Annotated in this window: 18 protein-coding genes and 1 pseudogene; 15 read left to right on the forward strand and 4 right to left on the reverse strand. The window is 61.0% G+C overall.

Features of this window, described 5'->3' with window-relative positions; genetic code table 11:
* The first annotated feature begins 87 nt into the window (after positions 1–87).
* The 3 genes and pseudogenes from BQ4888_RS11870 (at position 88) to BQ4888_RS11880 (ending at position 4,264) form a co-directional block, all read left to right on the forward strand.
* Positions 88–2,250: pseudogene (locus BQ4888_RS11870) on the forward strand (ribonucleoside triphosphate reductase).
* Between the two features lie 80 nt (positions 2,251–2,330).
* Positions 2,331–3,026: an anaerobic ribonucleoside-triphosphate reductase activating protein gene (locus BQ4888_RS11875; protein WP_092057469.1), complete on the forward strand. Its 696-nt coding sequence runs from the start codon at positions 2,331–2,333 to the stop codon at positions 3,024–3,026.
* A gap of 218 nt (positions 3,027–3,244) precedes the next feature.
* Complete coding sequence (locus BQ4888_RS11880) at positions 3,245–4,264, forward strand: energy-coupling factor ABC transporter permease (RefSeq protein ID WP_092057470.1); 1,020 nt, start codon at positions 3,245–3,247, stop codon at positions 4,262–4,264.
* 118 nt (positions 4,265–4,382) lie between these two features.
* Here the strand turns inward: BQ4888_RS11880 and BQ4888_RS11885 are convergent, their stop codons facing one another.
* From BQ4888_RS11885 to BQ4888_RS11895, 3 genes are all read right to left on the reverse strand, one after another.
* Positions 4,383–4,985, reverse strand: coding sequence for a putative metallopeptidase (locus tag BQ4888_RS11885; protein WP_092057471.1), 603 nt, complete (start codon positions 4,983–4,985; stop codon positions 4,383–4,385).
* Positions 4,970–5,245 carry a hypothetical protein gene (locus tag BQ4888_RS11890; protein ID WP_092057472.1) on the reverse strand — a complete coding sequence of 92 codons (276 nt, stop codon included), beginning with the start codon at positions 5,243–5,245 and terminating at the stop codon, positions 4,970–4,972. Before BQ4888_RS11890 ends, BQ4888_RS11885 begins: the two co-directional genes overlap by 16 nt.
* A gap of 113 nt (positions 5,246–5,358) precedes the next feature.
* Positions 5,359–5,691 (reverse strand): hypothetical protein, encoded by a 333-nt coding sequence (locus tag BQ4888_RS11895; protein ID WP_092057473.1) that lies wholly within the window; start codon positions 5,689–5,691, stop codon positions 5,359–5,361.
* A gap of 242 nt (positions 5,692–5,933) precedes the next feature.
* On the opposite strand from BQ4888_RS11895, the gene murI reads away from it, so the two are divergent.
* The 12 genes from murI to BQ4888_RS11950 all read left to right on the forward strand — a co-directional run bounded on the left by murI (position 5,934) and on the right by BQ4888_RS11950 (position 23,740).
* Positions 5,934–6,731: a glutamate racemase gene (gene murI / locus BQ4888_RS11900; protein ID WP_092057474.1), complete on the forward strand. Its 798-nt coding sequence runs from the start codon at positions 5,934–5,936 to the stop codon at positions 6,729–6,731.
* A gap of 52 nt (positions 6,732–6,783) precedes the next feature.
* The gene (locus BQ4888_RS11905; protein WP_092057475.1) at positions 6,784–7,383 is read left to right on the forward strand and encodes a GerMN domain-containing protein; all 600 of its coding nucleotides are present in this window, start codon (positions 6,784–6,786) and stop codon (positions 7,381–7,383) included.
* A gap of 1 nt (position 7,384) precedes the next feature.
* The gene (locus tag BQ4888_RS11910) at positions 7,385–9,784 is read left to right on the forward strand and encodes a homocysteine S-methyltransferase family protein (RefSeq protein WP_092057476.1); all 2,400 of its coding nucleotides are present in this window, start codon (positions 7,385–7,387) and stop codon (positions 9,782–9,784) included.
* An 88-nt stretch (positions 9,785–9,872) separates the two neighbouring features.
* Positions 9,873–10,424 (forward strand): RomY N-terminal domain-containing regulatory protein, encoded by a 552-nt coding sequence (locus tag BQ4888_RS11915; RefSeq protein ID WP_092057477.1) that lies wholly within the window; start codon positions 9,873–9,875, stop codon positions 10,422–10,424.
* Between the two features lie 3 nt (positions 10,425–10,427).
* The gene (locus BQ4888_RS11920; protein ID WP_092057478.1) at positions 10,428–10,976 is read left to right on the forward strand and encodes a hypothetical protein; all 549 of its coding nucleotides are present in this window, start codon (positions 10,428–10,430) and stop codon (positions 10,974–10,976) included.
* Between the two features lie 19 nt (positions 10,977–10,995).
* Entirely contained in the window at positions 10,996–12,483 is a 1,488-nt protein-coding gene (locus tag BQ4888_RS11925) for a sensor histidine kinase (RefSeq protein WP_092057479.1), read from the forward strand.
* Between the two features lie 2 nt (positions 12,484–12,485).
* Positions 12,486–13,856, forward strand: coding sequence for a sigma-54-dependent transcriptional regulator (locus BQ4888_RS11930; RefSeq protein ID WP_092057480.1), 1,371 nt, complete (start codon positions 12,486–12,488; stop codon positions 13,854–13,856).
* A 393-nt stretch (positions 13,857–14,249) separates the two neighbouring features.
* Positions 14,250–17,180 (forward strand): FG-GAP-like repeat-containing protein, encoded by a 2,931-nt coding sequence (locus tag BQ4888_RS11935; protein WP_092057481.1) that lies wholly within the window; start codon positions 14,250–14,252, stop codon positions 17,178–17,180.
* Between the two features lie 27 nt (positions 17,181–17,207).
* Complete coding sequence (locus BQ4888_RS17385; RefSeq protein WP_140396653.1) at positions 17,208–18,032, forward strand: cytochrome c3 family protein; 825 nt, start codon at positions 17,208–17,210, stop codon at positions 18,030–18,032.
* 485 nt (positions 18,033–18,517) lie between these two features.
* Complete coding sequence (locus BQ4888_RS11940) at positions 18,518–22,987, forward strand: CxxxxCH/CxxCH domain c-type cytochrome (protein ID WP_170232846.1); 4,470 nt, start codon at positions 18,518–18,520, stop codon at positions 22,985–22,987.
* A gap of 275 nt (positions 22,988–23,262) precedes the next feature.
* A complete protein-coding gene (locus BQ4888_RS11945) occupies positions 23,263–23,496 on the forward strand; it encodes a ribbon-helix-helix domain-containing protein (protein WP_092057483.1) in 234 nt (77 codons plus the stop codon).
* Positions 23,483–23,740, forward strand: coding sequence for a type II toxin-antitoxin system RelE family toxin (locus tag BQ4888_RS11950; protein WP_092057484.1), 258 nt, complete (start codon positions 23,483–23,485; stop codon positions 23,738–23,740). The genes BQ4888_RS11945 and BQ4888_RS11950 overlap by 14 nt, the downstream gene beginning before the upstream one ends.
* Here BQ4888_RS11950 and BQ4888_RS11955 read toward each other — a convergent pair.
* Positions 23,737–24,396 carry a hypothetical protein gene (locus tag BQ4888_RS11955; RefSeq protein WP_092057485.1) on the reverse strand — a complete coding sequence of 220 codons (660 nt, stop codon included), beginning with the start codon at positions 24,394–24,396 and terminating at the stop codon, positions 23,737–23,739. The genes BQ4888_RS11950 and BQ4888_RS11955 overlap by 4 nt on opposite strands.
* Between the last annotated feature and the right edge of the window lie 111 nt (positions 24,397–24,507).

Consider the following 24,507-nt stretch of genomic DNA (forward strand, 5'->3'; position numbering starts at 1 on the left):
GCCAATATATGGGGTTTTGTCCTTGACTGGATCACGGCCTGTGCTAAGGTTCTCCCGTTGTTTGAATACTGTCGGGAGGGTGGAAAAATGCTGGAATTCATTCGCAAGCGGGACGGTCGCCTCGTTCCTTTCGAGGAAGAGAAGATCGCCGGCGCGATTCAGAAAGCGGTACGCGCTGTCGGCGGTAGCGACATGGACAAGGCCGGGCGTATCGCCCGTCAGGTCGTCGGCATTCTCGAGGTGCTCTACAAGGACGCCCAGGTGCCGACGGTGGAGAATGTTCAGGATCTGGTAGAAAAGATCCTCATCGAAAACGGTCACGCCAAGGTGGCCAAGAACTACATTCTTTACCGCAAGCAGCGCGAGGCCCTGCGCAAAACCAGGGAGTTCATGCGCGAGTCGATCGCCTCGATCGATTCCTACCTCACCCAGGAAGACTGGCGGGTCAACGAAAACGCCAATATGGGTTATTCGCTGCAAGGGCTCAACAACCACATCGCCGCCAACATCACCAGCAACTACTGGCTCAATAAAATCTATCCCGCGCCCATCGCCGACGCCCATCGCCAGGGGGATTTCCATCTGCACGATCTGGGGATGCTCTCGGTCTACTGCTGCGGCTGGGATCTCAAGGATCTGCTGCTGAAGGGCTTTACCGGTGCCTACGGCAAGGTGCAGAGCGCCCCGGCCGCCCACTTCCGCACCGCTCTCGGCCAGGCCGTGAACTTCTTCTACACCCTGCAAGGGGAGGCTGCCGGCGCCCAGGCCTTCGCCAGCTTCGATACCCTGCTCGCCCCCTTTATCCGCTACGACAAGCTCGGCTACGCCGAAGTCAAACAGGCGATGCAGGAGTTCATCTTCAACATGAACGTGCCGACCCGAGTCGGCTTCCAGACCCCCTTCACCAACATCACGTTGGACATGACCCCGCCGAAGAATATGGCCAGAGAAGCGGTGATCATCGGCGGCAAGCTGATGGATGCCACCTACGGTGAGTTCCAGGAGGAGATGGATCTTTTCAACCGCGCCTTCTGCGAAGTGATGATGGCCGGGGACAGCTCGGGGCGGATCTTCTCCTTTCCCATCCCCACCTACAACATCACCGCTGGTTTCGACTGGGAGAGCCCCCGTTTCCGGCCGATCTGGGAGATGACCGCCAAATACGGCATCCCCTACTTCAGCAACTTCATCAATTCGGATATGGACCCGGAAGACGCCCGTTCCATGTGCTGCCGCCTGCGCCTCGACAACCGCGAGCTGCGTCGACGTGGGGGCGGGCTCTTCGGCTCGAACCCGCTGACCGGCTCCATCGGCGTCGTCACCCTCAATTTGCCCCGCGCCGCCTACCTGGCTGAGAGCGAGCAGGCCTTTTTCGACCGCATCGCCGAGTTTATGCGTCTGGCCCAGGAGTCCCTGGAGATCAAGCGCAAGCAGCTGGAGCGCTTCACCGCGGACGGGCTCTATCCCTACAGCCGTTTTTATCTCGAGGGGATCCGCGAGCGCAGCGGCAACTTCTGGGACAACCACTTCTCCACCATCGGCCTGATCGGCATGAACGAGGCTTGTCTCAATCTCGTCGGCAGCGGCATCGATACCGCCGAAGGGAAGCATCTGGCGATTCGCACCCTACGCTTCATGCGCAGCCAGCTGGAAATCTACCAGGAAGAGACCGGGCATCTCTACAACCTGGAGGCGACTCCCGCCGAGGGGACGAGTTTCCGTCTCGCCCAGCGGGATCGGGCCATGTATCCGGAGATCATCACCGCCGGTGAGGACGAGCCCTACTACACCAACTCGACCCAGCTGCCGGTCGGCTGTACCGACGACATCTTTCAGGCTCTCTCCCATCAGGATGGCCTGCAGACCCTCTATACGGGCGGCACGGTCTTTCACGGCTTCCTCGGCGAGCGCATCGACGACTGGCGCAGCGCGCGATTGCTGGTGAAACGCATCGCCGAAAACTTCCATTTGCCCTATTTCACCGTCAGCCCAACCTTCACCATCTGTCCGGTGCATGGCTACATCGCCGGCGAACATTTCGAATGTCCGCATCATCAGGCGGCCTGACCGTCCGCCCTATCATCCAGGAGGCAGCGAATGAACAGCAAATGTGCTGAAAAGACCGAAGTTTATTCCCGCGTTTGTGGTTTCTTCCGGCCGGTGCAGCAATGGAACCGGGGGAAGAAGGAGGAATTCAAGGATCGCACTGAGTTCGTCATGGCTCCGACCTCGGCGCGGGTCGAAGGCTAGAGCGTTTATTCCCTCTTTTTCAAAGACGGGGGCGGTCGCCGCAAAGGGATCGTCCCCGCTCTGTTTCTGCCGGATTTTTCATGAGAATTAAAGGTTTCCAGGGCACCAGCCTGCTCGATTTCCCCGGACGGATCGCCTCGTTGATTTTTTTCGGCGGCTGCAACCTCTGTTGTCCCTTCTGTCATAATCCGACCCTGGTGCTCGATCCCGAGCAGTACCCCGATTTCCCCCTGGAAGATCTTCTTGCCGAGTTGGCAGAGCGACGGACCTTCATCGACGGTGTCGTCGTTTCCGGCGGCGAACCGACCCTCGACCGGGATCTGCCGCTGTTGCTGCGCGAGATCAAGGAACTGGGGCTGGCGGTCAAACTCGACACCAATGGCCTCGCTCCCGCCGTACTGGAAAAGCTCTTCGCCGACGAGCTGGTTGATTACCTCGCTTTCGACCTGAAGACCGCCCCCGAGCGATACGGCGAACTCCACCGCGTGCCGGTCGACCCCGATCTGCTCCGGCGCGGCATTCGCGTCGTGCTCGATTCCGCCGTCTCCTACGAAATTCGCACCACCTGTGTGCCGGGGCTGGTGGAAGCCCCCGATTTTGCAGCCATGGGGGAGGCCTGTGCCGGTGCCCGCCACTGGGTTTTGCAGCAGTACATTCCCCGTTACGCCCTGGCGGAAAGCTGGCGCGCCCTGCTGCCGCACCCGCCGGAACGTCTCGCGGAATTCGCCCGCATCGCCGAGGGCTACGCGGAACGGGTTTCCCTGCGCGGCCTCTGATCCGGCAGAACGAAACGGAAAAGGCAAACGCCAAAAAACCACGCCCGCTTCGGTCGTGGTTTTTTTGTTGAAAGAAGGCATCCTGGCGGGATTTTTGCTTAATGTTCGGTGTTACGAATCTGAAAGCCGTGACAAGTTTGCCGTTGACGTCGGGATAGCGGACGGCTAAGGTTTTCCCGAACCCGCAAACGAACAAGATTTTTTCCGGAGGTCTCTTTATGCACATGGCCGATGCCCTGCTCTCTCCCGCCGTCGGTGGCGCCTTCTTGGCGGCCGGCGCTGCGCTCCTGGCCGGTTGTTCGCGTAAGCTGCGTAATGAATTCGATGACGGCAAGATTCCGCTGATGGGGGTGCTGGCGGCCTTCATTTTCGCCGCGCAGATGATCAACTTCACCATCCCCGGCACCGGTTCCAGCGGCCATCTCGGTGGTGGCATGATCCTCGCCATCCTCCTCGGCCCCTGCGCCGGCTTTCTCGCCATGGCTTCGGTCCTGACGGTGCAGGCCCTCTTTTTCGCCGACGGCGGTCTGCTGGCCCTCGGCTGCAACATCTTCAACCTCGGCTTTTTCCCCTGTTTCGTCGCCTATCCCCTGATCTTCCGCCCATTGCTGGGCAGGGCGCCGACCCGAGGGCGGTTGCTCGCCGCCAGTCTGGTCGCGGCGGTGGCGGCCTTGCAGCTGGGAGCCTTTTTCGTCGTCCTGCAAACCCTGTTGTCGGGGATTTCCGAATTGCCCTTCGGTCCCTTTCTCATGCTCATGCAGCCGATTCATCTGGCCATCGGCGTGGTCGAGGGTCTGGTGACGGCGGCGGTGGTCGGCTACGTCTGGAAGGCCCGCCCCGATATGCTCACGATGCCGGGCGGGAAGGTCTCGGCTCCGGGTTGGAAGCCGGTACTGATCTCCCTGGCTGCCGCCACCTTGCTGGTCGGCGGCATCCTCTCCTGGTTCGCCTCCAGTCATCCCGACGGGCTGGAATGGGCGATGTTTCACACCTCCGGCCGGGAGGAACTGGCGGCGCCGGAAGCGGGGGTGCATCGATCCCTGGCCGCCTTGCAGGAAACAACCGCGCTTCTCCCCGATTACGGCTTCAAGGCAGGTTCAGAGGTCGACGTCGAGGCGGATGAGGACTGGCCCGTTGTCGATGTTGGCACCAGTCTTTCCGGTCTGGTCGGCGGCTTGCTCACCTTGCTGGTGGCGGGACTGGCCGCCTGGCTGCTGCGAGGCCGCTCCCGCGTCTGAAACGCCGCATCTCCCGAAGCATAAAAGGCAACAGGGCCACCGCGATCCGGTGGCCCTGTTGCGTTTGCTGAAAAGTTGTCACCGCTAAAGGCAGATCAAAAACGCCCATCTGCCGATTTCAAGCCCGTGTGCGGGCGATAAGTTTGGCGCGGGGAATCGGCACCCGCAGACCAGTGAGGCGCAGCGCGCCCTCTTGCCAGACGTTTTCCGCCAGGTGGAGAAAGGCCAGGAGGTCCGGTGGCGGCGAACTTTGCAGGTAGGTGTCGGCGAGGCGGGCGACGATCCGGTCGAAACCGGCCCGCGAAGAGCCGTGGGCGAAGTTGCGGCCGGGAAAACGGCGGATGTCGCCGTCGCAGGTGGCGGAGATATGGTAGAGCTCGTGGATGACGGTGGCCAGCTTTTCGGCGAAGGGGAGGCGCAGAAAGCGGGGGACGAAGACGGTGACAAGATAGCGGATCTCCCGGCCGTCGTGGCTGAGGGTCGGCATGCGGTAGGTTTCCCGCCAGGGGCCCCGGCGCCGGGTCAGTTCCCGGGCGCCGCCGGCAAAGCGCAAGGGGGCGATGCGGGCGAGCAGGCCGTGCCGCCCCTCGGCGCGGGAGCGGGCGATGGCGAAGAGCACCTGTTTCGGATCGATGTGGGACAGTTCCGGCAGCGACTCCGTCAGGTGTCGGCAGAGGGCCGCCAGTTGCACCGAGAGGTCGAGGGTCAGCGTTCTTCCCATTTGTGACAGATCAGGCAGCGGGAAGGCGTTTTGTGATTCTGGTTGTCGGGCAGCGGGGCGAGGCCGCCGGTGTAGTGGCATTCGCCGCAGAATTTTTCGGCGGCCATCTTGCCGTCGCTCTGGACCACGGCCAGGTATTGCTTGTGGTTGTCGTCGTAGGGGACACGGGCCGTCTTGATGTCGCCGGAGATGGCGTAAAAGACGGCGAAGACCGCGGCGACGATAGCAACAAAGAGCAGATCGCGTTTTTTCAGGGACATGCGTACCTCGTTTGGGGCAGGGCGGCCGCACAGCGGCCGGTGGATGTTCAGCGACGCGGGCGGTCAGAATGATGAGGAAGGTAGGGAACCGGGACGGCGTCGCCGTGGCGCGCCTATTCCCCCTTGATGAAAAGAAAGTAGATGGCGGCGAAGACGATCACGGCGCCAACCAGGATGAAAACCACCAGCGGTTCGGTCCCCACCTCGCCGGCCGCCGTCCCCTTGCCGAGGGTGTAGACGACCAGTCCGGCCATGCCGGCGACGGTAAAGAGGGTGACGAGCAACACCCGCCAGCGCATGATCAGGGCGGTGATGGTGAGCAGGGCGATACTGCCGAGCAGCCAGGGATTGTGCAGGAGGTTGTTCAGGTCGATTTCGCGCAGGGCGGCAATCACCCGGCCGGTTTCAAAACGCTGCAGAAATTCGATAACATTGGAAAAATCCATAACAACTCCGCCGATTCGGAAGAAATCCGACTTCTCCTATATATTTGCTGCACGATAACAGGTTTCATGTGCAAAGGTAAAGTCCAAAAACCCCCCGCATCCTTGACTTTCCCGGGGCTCTTCACTACTATCGACCCCTGTTTTAATCGGCTGACGAAAAGCGCTCCTCCGCATTTTCCCTCGGCCTTTTGAGCGGGATTTTCAGCGGCTCGTCGATTTTTTCAGGAAAGAAGATTCGCGCTTTGTCCGAACGTGCTATCGGGGTATTCGATTCCGGGGTGGGCGGCCTGACCGTCCTCAAGGAGATGCTGCGCCTGCTCCCTGGTGAGGAACTGGTCTATCTTGGGGATACCGCTCGCGTTCCCTACGGCAGCAAGAGCCCGGCGACGGTTCTGCGCTACGCCCTGGAGGCGGCGGCCTTTCTCGTCGAACAGCGGGTGAAGATGCTGGTGGTCGCCTGTAATACGGCCTCCTCGGTGGCCCTCGACGAACTGGAGGAACGTTTCCGCCTGCCGGTGGTCGGGGTGATCGAGCCCGGCGCGCGCAAGGCTGTGGCGGTGACTCGCAGCCGCCGAGTCGGGGTCATCGGCACCGAGGGAACGATCGCCAGCGGCGCCTATACCCGCGCCATCCATGCCCTCGATCCGACCATCGCGGTCTTTTCCGCCCCCTGCCCCCTCTTCGTCCCCCTGGCCGAGGAAGGCTGGGCCGAGCATTCGGTGGCGCTGCTCACCGCCCGGGAATACCTGGCGCCGCTGATGGCCAAGGGGATCGATACCCTGGTTCTCGGCTGCACCCACTACCCCCTGCTCAAAAGCACTTTGCGGCAGGTGCTGGGCGATGAGGTCGCCCTAGTCGATTCGGCCGAGGAGACCTCCCGCACGGTCGAGGCCATGCTCAACGGCCATCGACTTCCCCGCCAGAGCGATCCGGGGGGGCCGCGCTTTTTCGTCACGGATATTCCGACCCGCTTCGTTCGGGTGGGCGGCGCCTTTCTCGGCCGCGATCTGAACGGGGTTACCCAGGTCAGCCTCGATTGAACGCGGCCGGTTTTTTTGGGATCATTCGCTTGCGCCGCCTGAGGAGGTTTCCATGGTCACACCACAAAAAAAACCGCTGAACAAGCTGCTGCCGGCGCTGGTGATCGTCTTGCTCGGCGTGGCCGGGGTGCTGCTCGGGCGTTTTCTTTTCGCGCCGTCGAAGCCACCCGTCCCGCCGCCCCCGCCGCCGCCCGTGATGCGCGAGGTGCAGCTCTATTTCGCCACCGTCGCCGGTGATGGCCTGGTGGTAGAAACAGGCCGGATCGAGGATTGCCAGGTGCTCGAGGATTGTCTGCGGCGCACGCTGGAAGCCTTGGTCGCGGGACCTGCAGGGCCGCTGGTGCCGGTGTTGCCGCCGGGCACGCGGGTGCAGACGGTGACCATCGACGGCGCGACGGCCTGGGTCAGCTTCAGCCGCGAGCTGGTCTCCGGCCATCCCGGGGGGAGCATGAGCGAACTGCTCACCGTGCAGGCCCTGGCCAATACCTTGGCTGCCAACTTTTCCCACATCCGCCAGATCCGGATCCTCATCGAAGGGGAGCCGGTGCAGACCCTCAAAGGGCACGTCGATCTGCGCGGCCCGATCACCGCCGACTTTTCTCCGGCCCGGCCCCGGCTTGATGCCGGCGCCGCTCAACCCAACGAGGAATGACATGGCCGATTTTCTTCAAGCCATCAAGGAACAGGTGCTGGTGCTCGACGGCGCCATGGGCACCATGCTGCAAGAGCGCGGCCTTCAGGCCGGAGCCTCCCCCGAAGCGATGAATCTGGAGGCGCCCGCGGTCGTTGAGGGGGTGCATCGCGCCTATGCCGAGGCCGGGGCGGACATCCTGGTGAGCAACACCTTTGGCGGCAGCCGCAGCAAGCTGGCCCATTACGGGCTGGAAGGGCGGGTCGCCGAGATCAACCGGGCCGGGGTCGAGATCGTTCGCCGGGCCGCCGGTTCCGGGCAGTTTGTGGCCGCCTCCATCGGCCCGACCGGACGTTTTCTGCAGCCGGTGGGGGATGCCGGTTTCGACGAGATGGTCGAGATCTTCGGCGAGCAGGTACAGGCCTTCGTCGCGGGCGGCGCCGATCTCATCTCCATGGAAACCTTTCTTGATGTCCGCGAACTGCGGGCGGCGGTGATCGCCTGCCGCGAATTCTCGAAACTGCCCATCATCGCCCAGATGACTTTCGACGATGCTGGGCGCACCGTCCTCGGCACCCCGCCGGAAGCTGCCGCCGTCACCCTCGACGCCCTCGGCGCCGACGTCATCGGTTCCAACTGCGGCCTCGGCATCGACGGTATCTACGCCATTCTCGAAAAGATGCGCACCGTGACCAGTCGCCCGCTCATCGCCCAGGCCAACGCCGGGCTGCCGCAACTGGTCGACGGCCAGACCGTCTTCCCCGGCACCCCCGAGGAGATGACCGCCTATCACGACCGCCTGATCGCCCTCGGTGCCCGCGTCATTGGCGGCTGCTGCGGCACCACCCCGGCCCATATCCGCGCCATCCGCGACGCCCTCGACGGGCGGAACCAGCGCTGGACGCCGCCCAAGCGCCGCGGCTTCCTCTCCAGCCGCTCGGCGGTGGTGGAGATCGGTGGCGCCGCCCCCTGCGCCATCATTGGCGAACGCATCAATCCCACCGGCAAGAAGGCCTACAGCGCCGAGTTGCGGGAAGGGAAGACCGCCTACATCCGTCGCGAGGCCCAGGAACAGACGCGGGTTGGGGCAGCATTGCTCGATGTCAACTGCGGCACCCCCGGGGTCGACGAACCGGCCGCCCTGGAACGGGCGGTCTACGCTGTCAGCGGCGTCAGCAGCGCACCGCTGGTCCTCGATTCCTCCGATCCGGCGGCCTTGGAGCGGGCGCTCAAGGCGGTGGACGGCAAAGTGCTGATCAACTCCGTTTCCGGCGAAGAAAAGAGCCGGCGCGTCATTTTGCCCCTGGCCCGCAAGTACGGCGCGGCGGTAATCGGTCTGGCGCTGGACGAGTCCGGCATCCCGGAAACCGCCGAAGGGCGGACGCGCGTCGCCGGCAAGATCCTGGAAGCGGCGCTGGCGGCGGGACTGCCGAAGGAGGATGTGGTCATCGACTGCCTGACCCTGACCGTCTCCGCCGAGCAGAAGCGGGCGATGGAGACGATCCGCGCCCTGCGCGCCGTGCGCGACGAACTGGGGCTGGCCACGGTCCTCGGCGTGAGCAACATCTCCTTCGGTCTGCCCAACCGGCCGGTCCTCTCGGCAACCTTCTTCGCCATGGCGCTGGAGGCCGGGCTCGCCGCCGCCATCGTCAATCCCAAAGAAGAACGGATGATGGACGCCTTCCGCGCGGCCATGGTCCTGCTCGGCAAGGATGAGCGGGCCGAGGAGTTTATCGCCGTCTACGGCGGCGCCCAGGCGGTGCCGACGGTGCCCAAGGGGGAAGGGCCGGAACCGGCGATCCGCGAGCTGCTCGGTTTCGCTGTCATTGAAGGGGACAAGGACGGCATCGTCGCGCTGGTGGAACGGGCTCTGGGCGAGGGGCTTTCTCCTCTGCAGATCAGCAACGAAGGACTCTTGTCGGGGTTGGAGGAGGTCGGGCGGCGCTTCGGCCGCAACCAGATCTTCCTCCCCCAGGTGATGCTCTCCGCCGAGACCATGCAGGCCGCCTTCGCCCGCCTCAAGCAGGAGCTGCGTGGGGACGCCGCGCAAAGCCTCGGTAAGATTCTGATGGCGACGGTCGAGGGGGATATCCACGACATCGGCAAGAATATCGTCTGCACCCTGCTTGAAAATCACGGCTTCGAGGTCATCGACCTGGGCAAGAACGTTCCCGCCGCGCGCATTCTCGACGCCGCGCAAAAGCATCAGGTCGATGCCGTCGGCCTTTCGGCGCTGATGACCACGACCTTGCAACAGATGGAGGTCGTTCTGGGGCAGCTGCGCGCGGCCGGAATCAAGGTCTTCACCATGGTCGGCGGCGCCGTCGTCACCCAGGATTACGCCGACGCTATCGGCGCCGATCTCTATGCTGCCGACGCCCTCGAAGCGGTGGCCAAAGTCAAGGCGTTGCTCGCCCGTTGATGCCCGGAGGCCGGGCCGGGCGGGCCTTGCGCCATTTCGCGTAATGTGTTAACAATGAACCGTTATTTCACTGGGTCGCGAGGCGCGCATGGTTTTCGGTTTCAATCATAATTTTCGTTACAAGGGGGGCGTTTACCACGTCCAGACCGAGGACAGCGGGGAGAAAAATCCCCAGGTCGTCACTCTCCTTTACCACGGCGGCACCATTCTCGCGTCGACCAAGACCTCTTACGCCGATCAGCTCGGTGTCGATCAGTTGGAAAAACAGGTCGAAGAGCTGATGAAGCAGCAGCACCGGGATATGCTGCGGCGGCTCAAGGAGGGGGAATTCGACGGCCGCATCGAGAACCTCAAGTTCGCTGCCGCCACTGAACTCCCCGTCGCTCCCGTCTCCGGTGTTGCCGCCGATCCGTCTCCTGCCGCGCCTTCCCCGGCCGCTCCGGTTTCCGTTCCGCCGGCCGCTTCCTCCCCCCCGTCGCCGGCCGTTTCACCACCGGCGCCTGCCCAGCCCGTACCGGTTCCGGCAACCGCCCCGGTTGTGACCGCATCCCCGGCGGTCAAGCCGCCGGCGCCGAAACCGGTCGCCGAACCCAGCCTCGACGACATCATTCTCTCCTATCTCATGGGCGAGGATTCTTGAAGGATGATCAGGTTCGCTCCGCGATGGGGTTTCATCGGAAACCAGCGGGGGGTCACCCTGCTGACGGTGCTGGTCATGGTGGTGGTCATCGGCCTCACCCTCGGCATGGCCGGAACGAATTGGCGTGCGCTCATGCAGCGGGAACGGGAGGAAGAACTCTTCTGGCGCGGCGATCAGTACCGGCGCGCCATTGAAAGCTATCAGCAGGTCAATCACGGCGGCCTGCAACGCTACCCCGAGCGTCTCGAAGACCTGCTGCGCGACCCGCGTTCCCTGCAGGTCAAACGCCATCTGCGGCGGCTCTATTCCGACCCCATGACCGGTGGCGACTGGGTGCTGGTGAAGGATCCCGCCGGGGGAGTCAAGGGGGTGCGCAGTTCGAGCAACGACGAGCCCTTCAAAAAGGATAATTTCCCCGAGGAATACGATACCTTCGTCGATCGGGGCAAATACAGCGAATGGGAGTTTTCCTACACGCCCGAAAAAACTCGCGCCGGAAGCACCGCGGGCGCGGGTGTTCCGACCGCCGCCGGGAATCTCCCGGCCAACTGATTGAAAGCCTGGGTGCGCATTGTTTTTCAAGAGCCTCGTCACGCGCGTCATCATTCTGCATATCCTGCTGCTGGTCATCGGCATCAGTGTCCTGACCCTGTTCCATCTGCGGCGGGAGCAGGGGCACCTGGTCGGCTCGACCCGGCAGAATGCCACTCTGCTTTTGGCCACCATCGAAAAGGCGATCTTCAACGCCATGTGCACCGGGCAGAACGACGAGGTGCAGGTCATTCTCCAGTCCATCGGTGAAAACCCCCAGCTTGCCGCCCTGCGCATCTTCTCGCCCGACGGCACCATTCTCAAGTCGGCGCACCCCGAGGAGATCGGTCGGCAGGTCGGTTTCAACGAACTGGCGCTCTTTCAGAACCGTCGCGACCACGCGATTTTTCGCTACGGCGACAAAGAGCTGCTCGGGGTACTCAGGCCGATCATGGCCGATCGCCGCTGCTACAGCTGCCACGGCAGCGGGCACCAGGTGCTCGGGCTACTCAACCTGAACTACTCCCTCGCCGACACCCGCCAGAAGTTGCGGGAGTCGACCCAGTTTTTCCTCGTTTCCACCCTCGTCATCCTGGCCGTGCTCTCGGCCGGGGCCGCTTTTCTGCTGCTGCGTTTCGTGCGCCGGCCGATTCATTCCCTGGCCGAACAGATGGCCAAGGTCGAACAGGGGGATCTGAGCGGCCGGGTCACCCCTCTCGCTTCCGACGAAATGGGCAGCTTGGCCGGCAGTTTCAACTCGATGGTCGACAACCTCGAGAAGGCGCGCAAAACCCTGGAGCAGTACCACTATCAGCAAATGGTACGAGCCGATCGTCTGGCTTCCGTGGGTGAAATGGCCTCCGGCGTGGCGCATGAAATCAAGAACCCCCTGGCCGGGATCGGCAGCGCCATCGCCGTGCTCGCCGATGATTTTCCCGAGGACGACCCCCGGCGGCGGATTGTCGCCGAGGTGCTCGAACAGCTCAACCGTCTCAACAAGACCGCCAGCGATCTCCTCTACTTCGGCAAGCCCGGCGACCCTGATCCCGCCTTTGTCGATCTCAACGAACTGGTCAACAAGACCCTCTTTTTTATCGCCCAGCATCCGGAATCGCGCAACGTTCATCGCATCAAGATTCTCGATCGTGAGCTGACGCCCGTCTGGGCCGACGAAAAGCAGTTGCAGCAAGTGCTCTTCAATGTGATGATCAATGCCCTGCAAGCCATGACGGCGGGGGGCTCCCTGACCGTGGAGACCGCCCGCGTCGACCACGACGGCCAGATAATGGCCCGAATCATCGTTAGCGACACCGGTCCGGGTATCGCCGAAAAGGAACTGGAGAAGATTTTCTCCCCCTTCTATACCACCAAGACCCAGGGGACCGGGTTGGGCCTGGCCATCTGCCGCCGCCTGATGGAGCAGCAAGGGGGAGGCATTCGGGTTGAAAGCCGTCTCGGCGAAGGTTCCGTCTTTACCATTGAAATCCCCATCCCCAGCGGGGAAACCGCCAACTGCCAAAGAGGATAACCGTGCGCCAACAGAAGATACTGGTCGTCGACGATGAACATCTGATTCGCTGGTCTTTGGAACAGAATCTCAAGAAGCAAGGGTACGAAGTCGTTACCGCCGCCACTGGCGAGGACGCCCTCAAACTGCTCAAGGACGATGTTCCCGACCTGATGCTTCTCGATATCCAACTCCCCGGCATCGACGGCCTGGCCGTGCTGGAGCGGGTCAAGGAGATGGAGGAGGAGATCATCGTCATCATGGTCACCGCTCTGGGCGTACTCGAAACCGCGGTCAAGGCCATGCGCATGGGCGCCTACGATTACATCAACAAGCCCTTCAATCTCGACGAGCTGGCGATCGTCATCAAAAAGGCGCTCGAAACGGGCGAGCTCAGACGTGAGGTGGCGCATCTGCGCTCCGAGCAGTCCCGCAAGTACGGCTCCGGCAGCATCATCGGTCGCAGCCGGCACATGCAGAATGTCCTCACCATGGTCGATAAGGTCGCCAAGAGCGACGCCGGCACCATTCTCATCCAGGGGGAGAGCGGCACCGGCAAGGAACTGATCGCCAAGGCCATCCATTACCAGAGTGGCCGCGCTGAGCGCCCCTTTATGGCCATCAACTGCGCGGCGGTGCCGGAAACCCTGCTCGAAAGCGAGCTGATGGGCCATGAGCGGGGCGCCTTCACCGACGCCAAGGTGCAGAAGAAAGGCCTGTTGGAGATGGCCGACGGCGGCACCCTCTTTCTCGACGAGATCGGCGACATGGCCCCCGGCATGCAGGCCAAGCTGCTACGGGTGCTGGAGGATCGTTCCTTCCGCCGGGTCGGCGGCACCAAGGATATTCAGGTCGACGTGCGCATTATCTCGGCGACCAACAAGGATCTGCTCCAGGCGATCGAAGAAAAAGTCTTTCGCGCCGATCTCTACTACCGCATCCAGGTCATTCCCATCCACCTGCCGGCTCTGCGTGAACGGCGGGACGACATCATGCCCCTGGTCGAGCATTTCATCGCCCACTTCAACCGGGAGTTCGGCAAATCGGTCAAGGGCGTTTCGAAAATGGCGGAAAAGTTCCTCACCGAGTACGCCTGGCCCGGCAACATCCGCGAGCTGCGCAATATCATCGAACGGGCGATCATCCTCGAAAACGAAGAAACCCTGCTGCTCGAACACCTGCCTCAGGAACTGGTCGCCAAGACCGGCGGTTCCTCCGTCGGGCCTTTCAGCGTTCATCTGCCCGAGGAAGGGATCGATATTGAGGATGTCGAGCGGGAGCTGATTCGCCAGGCCTTGGAAACCTCCGAAGGCAACCAGTCGAAGGCGGCCAAGAAGCTCAATCTCGGTATCGACGCCTTCCGTTACCGGATGAAAAAGTTTGGTTTCCTCTGATCGGGAAAAGCGAGAAAACCATCCATCTTTCGGGTCTGTCGGCCATTTGACGGCAGCATGGTCTTTTCCCGTTTTTTTGACAGGGCGCGGTGCGCGGTAAATCGCCAGCGCGCCCGAAATTTTTTCTCTCCGGACACTTTTCGCCTATCCCACCCATTGATTTATTTGATTTCTTCAATGAAAATCTGAGCTTTTCCCCCTAGCGTATCCCGCATTTTCTCGGGTATCGCTCTCTCTTTTCTCTCATCGTCGTCCTTTTCCCTCCTCGGCTCCCAGCCCCCGTCCGTTTCCGAGCAATCTACTTGGTATCACCGTTGCATGAATGATGTTAGCGGACCTGTCACCGCCGCCTGCGACGTGAATAAACGTCCAGGGATTTGGGGAGGCACAGCTATGACCGGATTTTCAAAAGGGATTGGACTGATTCTGCTGGCAGCCTGGTTTTTCGCGGGGAGCGCCCCGGCCTGGGCGGTAACGGCTCCGCGTTTCCAGTCCCTCGGCCAGATTCGCGATGCCTTTATCGCCCCGACCCGCCTCGATGTGGACGATCAAGGCAATCTCTACGTCGTCGATGCCCGCAAAAAAACGGTTTTCAAATTCGACAAGTTCGGCGCCAAGAGCAAAGGGATTCAGGCCTTCACCGAAGCGGAAGCGTCCGGCGGCGGCCTCGCCGTGAGCGGCGACGGCAAGCGCCTCTTTGTCGCCGAACGCCAATCGGTGGCGGTTCTCGACGGCACCACCGGCGCGCGCCTCGGCTACCTCGGCGGTCAGAACCGCTTCGCCCACGTCTACGACATCGCGCTCGACGCCGACGGCCACATCTTCGTCGCTGACGCCGAGCGCCTCACCATCGAGGCCTACCGTCCCGGTGGCCAGGACCCCCTCGTCCCCTACGTGTTCGACTATCAGTTCGGCGCCAAGGGGACCGCTCCCGGTCAGTTCATGGGCATCGCCGCCATGGAAATCAACCGCGCGGCGGGGGAAGTCTACGTTGCCGACCCCAATTTTCACAAGCCCACGGGGGCGAGAACCATCCTCTCCTACCCCAAGGTGCAGGTCTTCGATCTCGCGGGAAACCTGAAAAAAATCAACGGCATAACCAATTTCATCCTGCTCGGGAGCAAGTCCTTCGGCAGCAAGGAGATGATCTACTTCGGCGGCATGACCTTCGACGGTCAGGGGCGGGGCTATTTCTCCGACAGCTATAACGGCCGCGTCAATGTCTTGAACGTGACGGGCACCGATCCGCTGCGCATGTATCTTTCGAGCTATGCCGTGGCGGGCTTCAGGATGGGGCAACTCAGCGATCCCCGGGATCAGGTTTTCGATCCCCTGACCGGCCGCCTCTTCGTCCTTTGCGGCGACGGCCGGGTGGAAATTTTCGGCATCGACGGCGCCGTCAACCCGGTGAACGCCAACGAGGCCCCGGAAGCCCCGGTGGCGGTCAGCCCTGTCGGCCGGGGGGAAGTCCCCTCGTTGACGCCGACTCTGAGCTGGCAAGAGGCGATCGATGCCGACGGCGACGAGCTGACCTATCGAGTCAAAATCGGCGAAGAGGGAGCTGCGGCGGAAACCTTCGAAGAGATCGCCGGGACGAGCTTCGTCCTTCCCCGGGAACTCCGCGAAAACGCGGCCTATGTCTGGTCCGTTCAGGCTTTTGACGGTGAAGCCGCCTCCGCCTGGTCCGATACTCAAGCCTTTTTTGTCAACGCCGAAGAAGAAGCGCCCACGGCGCCGGAGTTGACGGCGCCGGATTCGGGCAACACGGCCGACGGCCTGACGGTCTTTTCCTGGCAAGCGGCCACCGACCCCGATCCCTTCGAGACGTTGACCTACGTCCTGCAGGTGGCGGCCGACGAGAGTTTTGCCGTGCCGGTGCTGGAAGAACGTCTCGACGCCACCAGCCTGGCCCTGGGGGATTGCGCCGACTATTTCGAGTTGGAGGACGGTCAAGCCTATTTCTGGCGGGTCACTGCCGTCGATTCCACCGACCTCGAATCCGCTCCCGGCGAAGCCCGGCCTTTCACCTACGATTCCACCATTCTCGCGGTGAGCGCCAACGTCGAAGGCGCCCACGTCCATCTCGGCGGCAATCTCGGGTATCCCGGTCAATTTCTGGGCGAGACGCCCCTCGAACTGCGCGACTTTCCCGTCGGACCCTGTGCCCTAGTGGTGGAACATCCCGGCTTCGAACCGGCCGTCGCCGCGATTACGGTCGAGGAGCGGATTGGTGCCGAGGTGGAGGTGCAACTTCTCCCCGCCCTGGTGCCGGACAAGTTCACCGAACGGGAGCCGCTGCGCGCCGGGACCGGGCGACTGCGCACGGAAGGCGAAGCCGCTCCCTATTGGGCCGATTTCGATCATGACGGCATCAGCGACTTGCTGGTCGGCACCGCCTCCGGGCAACTGCTTCTCTATCGCGGCCAGTCCGAGGACGGGTCCCGCTACGGCGAAGGGGAAGTTCTGCCTCTGGGGATGACCGTGCCCGGTGCAATGCCGGTGCTGGTCGATTGGGACAACGATCTGCGCAAGGATCTCCTCGTCGGCGCCGCCGACGGCACCCTGACGCTCTTTCTCAACCAGGGGAGCGAAAGCGCCCCGGTCTTCGCCGAGGGGATGTTGCTGACCGACGGGAACGGCGTCATCGATGTGGGGGACAGCGCCGCGCCGGTGGTCGTCGATTTCGATGGCGACGGCAAGAAAGATCTGCTCGTCGGCAGCGCCGACGGCCGACTCGTGCGTTATCACAACGAGGGCCCCGATGCCGGCCCGCGCCTGGCGCGCGTCGAGTTCGCGCTCGAAGGCGTGGGAGAGACCCCGGTTGCTCCCTTCATGGTCGACTGGAACGCTGACGGCCGGCGCGATCTGCTGCTGGCCCAGGACGGCCGCTTCCTCGTTTTCTCCTGGCTGGAAAATGGCAGCTTTGCCCCCGCCGAAGATGTTGAGGTTGCCGGTAGACTCGCCGGCGGTACGCCGCAGCGGATCTTTGTCGCCGATACCGACGGGAAAAAAGGCAAGGATATTTTTGTCGGCGGCGAAGACGGCGAGGTGCGGCTGCTGCAAGGCAACGCCAAACTATTGGCCCCCGCCTTCATGCAGTTCATGCTGAAGAAACTGGACGATTTAGCCGAAGAGCTGGCTGAGGATCGAAGAAATCGGGCGGATGTGGACGGGATCAAAGCTCAACTGGCGAAGAACAACATTCGCGCCGCCAGTGAAAAGATGGAAGCCTTGTACAGAAACATCGAAAGCAACCGGGACATAGCCGCCCAGGTCGCGGAAGCTCGCGACCTGCTGCTACAGGCCGAAGCCGCCGGGGAATAACGGTTTCAAGGTAACGGAGACGGAGAAATGAAGAAAATAACGAGTGGATTGATTGGCGTTCTGGCTCTGATGCTTGTGGCAGGCGGAGCAGCCGAGGCGACGCGTGGGCCTCAGGGGGTTACCTACTCAGCCCATAACCTTTCTATGAGCGCAGACCCTGATTGGCCTACATATGTATCTGATAACGAGACGCAAGTTTGTGTTTTTTGCCACACTCCGCATGGGGGTACTTTGGATGGTCCGCTTTGGAACCGTGAGAGTCCAGGTACTATTTACACACATTATAATAGTGCGAGTTTGTCGTCATATTTGAGAGCACTTTCCATCAATCGCTCTGTATCAAAAGAGTCACTTCTTTGCTTAAGTTGTCATGATGGAAGTATAGCCATTAACTCATTAGTTAATTATAGTAACTCATTGGTTAATGAAAATAATGAACCGGTTCTGCCGACTCATAATGGAGGACGATCTGTAGAAATACCGATCATGTTTACCACTGATCCAGATTTGCCTCCAAATCCAGGGCCACAAATAGGGGCCTCCCGTGAAAACCCTGATGCACACGGGGATCTTTCGGATGACCATCCTATTTCTTTTTCTTATAGCTCAGTTTATAGTGCAAAAGCTGAAGAATTTAAAACAGTTTCTGCCGCAGAAATAAATGGTGTTCGGTTTTTCGGTACTGAAAATCGTGTGGAATGCTCCTCTTGTCATGACCCACATGTGATGTATGACCAAAATTATACTTTGTCAAATGGCGATCTTGTTGTAGGTGCTGATCCTGATTACACACCTTTTTTGATTACTCCGAATGAAGGCAGTGCCTTGTGTCTTGCATGCCACGATAAATAAGTGTTACTCAATTTTACTGTTTGACGATGCCATTCGCCATATAGTCAGCAGGAGATATTATGAGGCTGAATACAACATTGATTCTGCTGGTTTCTCTGTTTCTTCTGGGAACAGCGGGGTGGGCAGAAGCATCCCGCCCTATTCACGCTTTCGACTGTAATGCTTGCCATAAAGCAGGCATGTCTACAGCCACTATTTGGGGGAAAAATGTTTGTCTTCAGTGTCATCAAGACGAACATGAAGACATCCCTTTTATGGACGGTAATAGTTATCCTCCCAAAGGGGAGTTTTCTGTTGAAGATGCCAGCGATGCTATGGGGGAGGCAACAAAAGCGCTAACTCCAGAAGATTCTGAAAACCCTATTAGCCCTTCCCAACAGACCTCACATTACTGGGCTTCGCCCAAAGACGTGGTCCCCGCTGCCGGAGCACGTGCACCTTCAGTAGCTCTTTATCGTTCCCGGTATGGTACCTCCACCGGAAGAGTGACTTGCACTCGCTGCCATGATCCGCACAAGCTGAAAGATGGTTTCAATCTCGAGGCCTCGACCAATAAGCTTTTGCGCATGAACAGCCCTGACGCCATGTGTCTTGATTGCCATCGTGATTGGAATATGGCGGGAAATCGTGGTTTACTTACCCATCCCCTGGTCAAGGATTACCCGGCGTTTGTCGCGGCCGAGGCTAATAAGTTCAAATACAAATCGGTTGATGGGTACAACAGTGCTACTCTGGTCCTGCCGTCCAACGAAGGCTCCGGCCAGGTACGTATGGTCTACAACAGCGTTGATGCTACCGGGACCGGTTCCGGGCCGATGAATGTCTCCTGTACTTCCTGTCATGGCGTACACTTCACCGATTCGGACTCAAGTACCGTCGACGGCAAGGGGAAAGCTCTCAACTCCGGCGACGGCAAACTGTTGTTGAGCGATGGACCCCGGCGTACCCACGGCGATCCGATAGAACAGGGAAAGTTGCGTTCCAACCTTTGCCAGGCCTGCCATGTCTACAAGAAGCACGGTGACGTCAACGGCAACGACAACGGCATGTTCGCCGGGTGTCTCGACTGTCACAGCGGCCACGTCTACCATGCCACCAGCCCCAACTACTTCGTGCTGCGCAAAAGCGTCGAGGACGTTTTCATCCCCAAACAGGGGGCGGTGGGCAGCGCGAGCGGGCTGGAGTTCACAACCCTCGAAGCGGCCTGGGCCAATGGGACCAATACCGGCTACTGCCAGGGCTGTCACACCCTGAATTTCCCCCACAACGGCGTTGCCTCGGGAACCCACGGCAAGGCCTCCTGCGTCAACTGCCATTTCCACAACAACGAAACCGGCTCCTTCGTCGCCGACTGCAGCGCCTGTCACGGCTTTCCGCCCATCTATGATGAGCCGGGTAACATTACCTTGGGGGGGTATGCTATTGATGAGGACAATTATCGTAGTTACAAATTCCTCGACACTAGAGATCAAAACATCCTACGCGACATCTATAAGCTAGAGTCGCAAACTCCGCACAAGCGCCACGCCGCAGGCGGCAGCGACTACGGTTTCGGTTGCGACAACTGCCACGCCCAGGCCTTCAGCGGGGCAACCCCCACCCACCTCAACGGCTATTTCCAGGATGTCAATTTCGGCGCCCTGGCTTCCGCAGGTACCTACGATACCGCCGGTGGCGGAGCCTGTGCCACGGTCTATTGCCACAGCAACGGTAATGCCGCTTCGCTGGCCTATGCTTCCGTGACCTGGCAGGAAACCGCCGGAACGATCACCGGTTGCACGGCCTGTCACGGCAACGACGCGGCGACTATGGTTACCACGGGTAACACCGCCAGCCACCAGAAACACCTCGGCGCCGGGGGCGGGATGGGCAAGAGTTACGCTTGTAACGTCTGTCACGTCGCCACCGCCGAAAGCGCCACCACTCTGGTGGCCGCTTCCAGGGCGGTCGGCGGGGCCCATGTCAACGGCCAGGGGGATGTCGATTTCGTCAGCAGTGGCGGCGTCCTTTACAATGCCCTCTCCGTCGGCGAGTTCAGCGCCGCCGACAATACCTGTAACGTCTACTGCCACGGATACGACAAATACACCATTCCCGACTGGGATGACCCCTGGGGGGGAGCCGCTTCCGATAACTGTAGTAAATGCCACAGCGCCACCCCGACCAGCGGCTCGCACACCGCCCATATCAGCACCACGGGAGCCAATATCGGCTGCGCCGACTGCCACGGCGTCGGGGCCAACACCGGCGCCCATGCCGGGCACGTCAACGGCGCCATCGACTATCTGGATTTCGCCGCTTCCTGTAAAGCCTGTCATACCATCGAGGACGGCGACGTCGCCCTGGTCTGGGGAAATCAGGCGACCGCGACCTGTGATGCCTGCCATGGCGGCGTCAAAGCCACCAGTTACACCGATGCCTCCAACAGCCCGCGCGAGGCGCCGACCTGGCCCGCCTACGTCAGCGCCGGCCACGGCAAGACCGGGGTCGTTCAACTCTGCACCGGCTGTCACAGCACCGACACCGACACTGCCCACATGAACGGGATCGTGGGTGACACCAGCCGATTGGCGATGGTCAACGGCAAGACCTACACCGCCGAAGCACCCAACGCCTTCTGCGGCGCCTGCCATGACGGCGGCAGCGGCAACGAAAAGGGCCACTATGCTACGGGCGCAGGGCACACCAGCACCGACGGCACCCGTTGCAACGCCTGTCACGATCCTCATGGCTACGCCGGTTACGACGCTATGATCAAAGACAGCATCGACGGACGTGCCGTGGCGACCTTTGCCGATCGGACCAGTCGTGCCGCCTATGCTAATGCTTCTTTCAACGGCGTCTGCCAGGTTTGTCATGCCGGTGGTGCAGTCAACCATTTCAGCCTGACCGCCTATAACTCCGGCCATGGCGGAACTCGCCCCTGTCTCGATTGCCACAGCCACTCGGCCGAGGCCGCCTTCGAAGTGACCTGTTACAGCTGTCATGGTGGTGCCAACATCGGTTCGACCAGCGGCAACAAGAACTTCTGGCCCGACGGCGTGAGAGAGCATACCGCCAACCAGGCAGGCGAGCATGAGGTGCACGTCCTCAAGATCGCCGAGCGCATCAACCCCAGCTGGACCAGTGTTCAAACCCTGCTCAATGGCGCCACTAATGCCCAGCAGAAGCAGATTTGCGAATACTGCCACGCGGCGGTCAATAACGATAACGATCACGCGAGCGTAAGTACTGCGGAAGTCTTCGTCGCCCAGATCGGGGATCCGGCGGTGGAGACTCGTTTCGCAAAGAAAATCTGGTACGGTTTAGCCGATTCCGGCGCCACTTACAGCGACGGGTCGTGCAGCGCCGTGGCCTGCCACAACGGTAAGACAACAGATGTAGCGTATAAGTGGTACGCAGGGGGCTCGACGGCTTGTACAATGTGCCACAATGGCGAGACGGTACCGACTTCCGGTTCACATGTTCCGCATTTGCAGAATATGGTCACATTTGCCAGCGGCTATATCACATGTGCAGATTGTCACAGTGACACGGAGGCCAACAGTTGGATTGATCAGACACCACCTTCCACCAATCATATAAACGGGAGTGTCAATGTCGACGGAAGTCGCGGGTTGATTTATACAGGGAGCTATCCGACTACCAAGGGAAGCTGTGGTACCAACTCCTGCCACAACAATGGTAAGAATCAAACTCCCAACGTCAATTATGTATGGGGGACTTCAATTGGGCGAGGATGTGAATCCTGCCATACCAATTCCGCCGAAGGACATATGGCTCATTTTAATTCAACAGGAACATTTGTTGAGTGGAGTGTGGTTTGCACCAAATGCCACACGAACCATGTAAGCAGCAATCAGCATTTCAATGGTTCTGTAAATTTCTTGTCTACCATGAACTACAACGGCGAAGTCGTCGTCGGCGATGCCGGCTTCGGCACCTGCACGACCACCACCTGTCATCAGGACGGCAAAGGGGTGGCGGTGGAAACCCCGATGTGGAACCGCACACCGTCGTCGGCCGACGACTGCACTCTCTGTCATGCCGCCAAGCCGACAACCGGTTCCCATAACCAGCATGTCGTTACCGGCGCGACTGCCTACGGCGCGACCGGTAACACCTCCACCACGACGACCTACGACTTCAAGTGTGGCGAATGTCACGGCAACACCCTGGCCAACCACATCGACGGTTCGGCCAGCTTCGGCGCCGTCGGTTGGCAGAGCGCAGGCAAGACCTGCGACACCAGTTACTGCCACAGCAACGGCGCGGCGCCGCCGGACTACAAGGCCAGCCCGGCCTGGGGCACCAGCTTCGCGCCTGATGAGGACCCCTGCGCCGGCTGTCACGGCAACTCGCCGAATACCAATGCCCATGCCGCCCATGTCGTGGCCATTCACTGGGATTCGGATGTTTCCAAGAACCGCAGCGGTGTCTACACCGGTACCACCGGCCTGCAGGGGGCGGCCAACAGTGATGCCAGCGCCCACGGCAAGGTCGATACATCCACCACCATCAACTGCAACGTCTGTCACAACGACACCGTGACCCGCTGGCGCAACCGCCAAAACACCGCCTGCGTCGGCTGCCACAGTACCGATACCCCAGAGGACGGCAATGCGGTGATCAAGGACAAGAGCAAGCACGTCAACGGTGTCGCCGATGTCAAGCTGCTGCCCATCAAAATGAAGACCCGGGCGCAGATCCGCAACGACATTAAAACTGTGCCCGAACTCGATGTGACCTGGCAGCGCTTTGATGCCCCCGGCGGCATCCTCGGTCTTTTCTACAAGGGGGCGGACAACCACGACCAGGCGCGGACCATCTTCAATACCGCGACCATGTACGACGGCACGACCAAGACCTGTACGAATATCTCCTGCCACAACGGCAACCAGGTGAAGTGGAGCGACAACCTGAGCTGCGACGGCTGTCATACCCAGTTGCCCTAAGGAGGGAGGAACTCCTTGCCCTCCCCCAGCGGGGGAGGGGTGGGTGGGGGAAAGCAGCTAACAACGGATAATGGAGGTGAAGATGAAGAGGTACAGCAAACCGAAAGTGGTGGGGAGCGGCAGCGTCCATCCCTGCTGAGCGCAAAAAGCCAAAGGGCCGGGATTTTCCCCGGCCCTTTGACGTGATGGAGGGATTTATTACAGCGACTCAAGGCGAAAAGACGTTTTGACGCCATGACGTCCCGGTGCTAAAATAGAAGGCAAAGGAGGCTGTCATGGAAAATCACGCCAAACGCTCAACGATCTATTTCGACGCGGATTTGCATCGTGCCCTACGCATGAAATCCGCGACGGGCGGCCGCTCCATCTCGGAAATCGTCAACGAAGCGGTGCGTCGGGCCTTGCGCGAGGATCAGGAGGATCTGGCCGCCTTCGAGGCGCGGGTCGCCGAGGAAACAATCAGTTACGAAGAACTTCTCGACGATCTCAAGGCCCATGGCAAGCTATAGGCTGGTCTTCAAAAAGTCCGTCGCCAAGGATCTGCGGGCGATCCCCGCCGCCGATGTCGCCCGCATCCTCCAGTGTGTGGAGGCTCTCGCGGAAAATCCCCATCCGGTCGGCAGCGAGAAGCTCTCCGGCCAGGAACGGTACCGCGTTCGTCAGGGAAATTACCGAATCCTTTACGAAATCCGTGATGGCGAACTGATCGTTGTCGTGGTCAAGGTCGGCCACCGGAGGGAGGTCTATCGCTAGGGAGCCTGCTCCACGGCGATGTCGTCCCACAACGCCGGCGCCCGGTTTCCCGCCCCTTCCAGGTAGAAAACCAGGTGGATCATGCGGGTTTGCGGGCCGGTGACGAAGACGGCTTCATGTTCCTGCCAGTCTCCTTCACCGGTCACTTCGATCCCCGGTTGCAGCCCTTTCTGGTGTTTTTCCGCAAGGGATTGGGGATACTGTTCGGCGATCCACAGGAATTGGTCGAATTCGAGGATGCCGATGCCGGCCCGTGCCCCTTCGCCGAGGGTGTGTTTGCCCCGGGCTCGGAGGCGGTAGCGGGTGGCCGGTTCGACGGCGAGGGGGGAGAAGAAGCCGAAGGCGTCGAGCTTGGCGACGCCGCGCAGACCGAAGGCGCGGCCGCCTTCGGCCAAGGTGACGACGCCGGCGGTATGCTCCAGATGTTCCAGGTAGGTGCGCCAGTAGGCGAGGGCGGTGGCGTCGTCCTCTTCCGGACGATAGGCGCCGACCCGGGGGAAGAGGGAGAGTCGCGGTTCCCCCTCGAAATTCTCGACAATCGGCGGCGCCGGCGGTTGCCGAACCTCCTGCCGAGTCGTCTCGGCCGTGCCTGTATTTTCTTCGGCGCGGCAGGCACACAGCAACAGAATCATCAGGACGAGACGGAGGATGCGCATGAAGACTCCCGGGATGGTTGGTAGTTGGTAGTTGGTAGTTGGTAGTTGGTAGTTGGTAGTTGGTAGTTGGTAGTTGGGGAACGGAAAAAAGCGGCGGTTGTGCTATTCTTT

It is taken from the genome of Desulfuromonas acetexigens (genome assembly GCF_900111775.1).
GTDB lineage: Bacteria > Desulfobacterota > Desulfuromonadia > Desulfuromonadales > Trichloromonadaceae > Trichloromonas > Trichloromonas acetexigens.

What these genes read in the sequence shown, in the direction of transcription:
- BQ4888_RS17385 (WP_140396653.1), top strand. Translation starts at nt 17,208, where the DNA reads ATGAAGAAAATAACGAGTGGATTGATTGGCGTTCTGGCTCTGATGCTT.
- BQ4888_RS11955 (WP_092057485.1), bottom strand. Translation starts at nt 24,396, where the DNA reads ATGCGCATCCTCCGTCTCGTCCTGATGATTCTGTTGCTGTGTGCCTGC.
- BQ4888_RS11935 (WP_092057481.1), top strand. Translation starts at nt 14,250, where the DNA reads ATGACCGGATTTTCAAAAGGGATTGGACTGATTCTGCTGGCAGCCTGG.
- BQ4888_RS11875 (WP_092057469.1), top strand. Translation starts at nt 2,331, where the DNA reads ATGAGAATTAAAGGTTTCCAGGGCACCAGCCTGCTCGATTTCCCCGGA.
- BQ4888_RS11895 (WP_092057473.1), bottom strand. Translation starts at nt 5,691, where the DNA reads ATGGATTTTTCCAATGTTATCGAATTTCTGCAGCGTTTTGAAACCGGC.
- BQ4888_RS11950 (WP_092057484.1), top strand. Translation starts at nt 23,483, where the DNA reads ATGGCAAGCTATAGGCTGGTCTTCAAAAAGTCCGTCGCCAAGGATCTG.
- BQ4888_RS11880 (WP_092057470.1), top strand. Translation starts at nt 3,245, where the DNA reads ATGCACATGGCCGATGCCCTGCTCTCTCCCGCCGTCGGTGGCGCCTTC.
- BQ4888_RS11920 (WP_092057478.1), top strand. Translation starts at nt 10,428, where the DNA reads ATGATCAGGTTCGCTCCGCGATGGGGTTTCATCGGAAACCAGCGGGGG.
- BQ4888_RS11890 (WP_092057472.1), bottom strand. Translation starts at nt 5,245, where the DNA reads ATGTCCCTGAAAAAACGCGATCTGCTCTTTGTTGCTATCGTCGCCGCG.
- BQ4888_RS11905 (WP_092057475.1), top strand. Translation starts at nt 6,784, where the DNA reads ATGGTCACACCACAAAAAAAACCGCTGAACAAGCTGCTGCCGGCGCTG.
- BQ4888_RS11945 (WP_092057483.1), top strand. Translation starts at nt 23,263, where the DNA reads ATGGAAAATCACGCCAAACGCTCAACGATCTATTTCGACGCGGATTTG.
- BQ4888_RS11910 (WP_092057476.1), top strand. Translation starts at nt 7,385, where the DNA reads ATGGCCGATTTTCTTCAAGCCATCAAGGAACAGGTGCTGGTGCTCGAC.
- BQ4888_RS11915 (WP_092057477.1), top strand. Translation starts at nt 9,873, where the DNA reads ATGGTTTTCGGTTTCAATCATAATTTTCGTTACAAGGGGGGCGTTTAC.
- BQ4888_RS11885 (WP_092057471.1), bottom strand. Translation starts at nt 4,985, where the DNA reads ATGGGAAGAACGCTGACCCTCGACCTCTCGGTGCAACTGGCGGCCCTC.